Source organism: Paenibacillus sp. 598K (genome assembly GCF_003851045.1).
Taxonomy (GTDB): Bacteria; Bacillota; Bacilli; order Paenibacillales; family Paenibacillaceae; genus Paenibacillus_D.
In genome coordinates this window covers 1-1,918 of the sequence record NZ_BFBX01000222.1, presented here as the reverse complement: position 1 = coordinate 1,918, position 1,918 = coordinate 1, and the positions used below count along the sequence as shown (strand labels likewise).

Sequence of the window (1,918 nt, the reverse complement as noted above, 5' to 3'; positions counted from 1 at the left end):
AAATCGGGTAGGAGGCTGCCCATTAATTGAGCAGCCGACCTCCCACACCACCGTACGTACCGTTCGGTATACGGCGGTTCCTTAGTTCACGCGGTAACTTGTCGATAATAATCAGAAAAGAAAAGGAATCCCAAGCCTTTGATGGTATTATTGCCGAGGGTTGTGGAGAGTATGGGGCTGCCGGAGGTTCTCCAGTAGCCTTTTCTTGTGTTTGCGAATTCCCATGCTTTCTGTTTCCGGGCTCCGAGTGATTGAAGCATCTTGAACTTCGTCTTCACTCGCTTCCATTGTTTCCAGTAGACCATGCGGATTCGCCTTCTCATCCATTCGTCCGTGGTTTGGAGCAGACTCTTCATGTCCGCTATTTTGAAGTAGTTGACCCACCCCATAATGTAGCGTCGAAGCTTTTCTGCTCGTTCCTCGTTCCCCATTCCATTGCTCCGCGAGGTGTACGCTTTGATCTTGGCTTTCATCTTCGCAATGGATTTCGGATGAATTCGGACTCCCGTTTCACCTTTGGCTGCGTAGAAGGAGAAGCCCAGGAACTTAACTCGCTTCGCCTCGTCCACCACCGTCTTTTCCCGGTTCACCTTCAGGAACAGCTTTCCTTCGATAAATGGCAGGATGTTCGTGAGCGTTCGCTCGGCGCTTCTTCTGCTTTTGCAGAAGATTAAGAGGTCGTCCGCATATCTCACAAACCGATGTCCGCGAACCTCCAGTTCCTTGTCCAGTTCATTTAGCATAATATTGCTAAGTATTGGACTTAAATTGCCCCCCTGGGGCACGCCGAGTTCCGTTTCCTCGAATTTGTGCCTCACTACGACGCCGGCTCTCAGAAATTTGTGGATCAGCGAGATGACTCGCCCGTCCTTGATGGTTCGCGAGAGTACTTCGACCAGCTTACTTTGATTGACTGTGTCGAAGTATTTCTCCAAGTCCATGTCCACCACGTACTTATATCCTTCTTGGATATGGTTCCGGCTTTTCCCGATTGCACCATGGGCGCTTCGTTTGGGCCGGAAGCCGTAGCTGTTTTCCGAGAATTGCCGTTCGTAGATCGGCGTGAGCACCTGCGCGATTGCCTGCTGGATTACCCGGTCCACTACGGTTGGAATACCTAAATTTCTTTTCTTCTTGCCGTCTTCTTTCGGTATCTCTACCCTTCGGACGGGGTTCGGACGGTACTTGCCGTCCAGAATGGACTGCCGGATGGCTTCTCCGTTTTCTTTGAGATATTGCAGAAGTTCATCCACTTTCATCCCATCGGTCCCGTGTGCGCCTTTGTTCGCTTTGACCCTCTTGAACGCTTCGTTCAAGTTGGCCGCGCTCACGATTTTCTCCAGCAGTCCGTTCTTCGACTCGTTTGCGTTGGCGGCGTTGTTTTCGGTTGTCCGTTCAGAACCGTACGCTTCTGCATATCCTTCGTGTTCCGCACGTACTTTCTGCAGCGAGCCTCCCTTTTCAGGAAGTTGGCTGTACTTCTCTTCTGTTCCGGCAACGTTCATTGACTACCACCTCCTAAGGTTCAGCCCTTCCCTCGAACCGTCGACTGTTCGGGGTACTATGGCCTCTGCTGACTTCTCATGATAAATCTTGTTTCAACCGTGATTCGAAGTGTATCTCCTCACGTCCATGAGACCTCCCACGGTAAGACGATTCACTTTCCTTCCATGTACCCGCAGCATTTACATGAGTGCGTCTGTGTAGTTAATTGGACTTCGTTTTGTGTTGCAAACTCGTCCCGCATTTCATGCCTGATGATGTTCGTGTTCCTCGGGTCGGAATTTTGCCGCCAGCTTCCTTCAGATTCCACCTCGCGATGGACACCCTTGCTCTTGGCTAGTGGTTGGCAACTACAGGCCCCCACAGCGGACTTTCACCGCCTAGTTAATCGCCATGCGTGGCACACAACAAAAAA

1 protein-coding gene is annotated in these 1,918 nt (G+C 51.0%); it reads right to left on the bottom strand.

The window, feature by feature from the left end; genetic code table 11:
• Positions 1-86: 86 nt before the first annotated feature.
• Positions 87-1,505: a group II intron reverse transcriptase/maturase gene (gene ltrA / locus PA598K_RS34715; RefSeq protein ID WP_128661270.1), complete on the bottom strand. Its 1,419-nt coding sequence runs from the start codon at positions 1,503-1,505 to the stop codon at positions 87-89.
• Between the last annotated feature and the right edge of the window lie 413 nt (positions 1,506-1,918).

Excerpts from the sequence above, each read along its gene's own strand:
- ltrA (WP_128661270.1), bottom strand. The coding sequence starts at position 1,505 with ATGAACGTTGCCGGAACAGAAGAGAAGTACAGCCAACTTCCTGAAAAG.